The sequence below is a fragment of the Vibrio sp. YT-19(2023) genome (assembly GCF_033337395.1).
Genome location: NZ_JAWOQN010000920.1, coordinates 1 through 561 on the forward strand (window position 1 = coordinate 1; position 561 = coordinate 561).

1 protein-coding gene is annotated in these 561 nt (G+C 49.7%); it reads left to right on the forward strand.

Annotated features, from left to right (window positions below; all coding sequences use genetic code 11):
- Nucleotide 1 precedes the first annotated feature (1 nt).
- Nucleotides 2–561 (forward strand): trypsin-like peptidase domain-containing protein (locus R7E78_RS29195; RefSeq protein WP_318059027.1); only part of this gene is annotated, 560 nt, incomplete at its 3' end.

Genomic DNA, 561 nt, shown 5'->3' on the forward strand with positions numbered 1-561 from the left:
GATGAAAAAGCCATTGCTTGCGCTAACCGTTCTATCTTTAAGTTTGAGTTCCATTATCACGCCGATAACGGCCACGGCAGCACTGCCTCTAAGTGTTGATGGCCAGCAATTACCAAGCCTAGCCCCGATGCTAGAAAAAGTGACCCCTGCAGTCGTGAGTATTGCGGTTGAGGGTAAACAAGTTCAAACCAGTCGTATTCCGGAACAATTTCAGTTCTTCTTCGGCCCTGACTTCCCGATGGAGCAAACTCGAGAGCGTCCATTCCGCGGATTGGGCTCTGGCGTCATTATTGATGCCCAAAAAGGGCACATCGTCACTAACTATCATGTGATCAAAGGCGCGGATGAAATTCGAGTGCGCCTCTATGACGGCCGCGAGTACGATGCAGAACTCGTTGGTGGTGATGAGATGGCAGACGTCGCATTGCTGAAATTAGAAAAAGCGAAAAATCTAACTCAGATTAAGATTGCCGACTCTGACAAGTTACGCGTCGGCGACTTTACTGTTGCTATCGGCAACCCATTTGGCCTCGGCCAAACCGTCACCTCGGGTATCGTTTC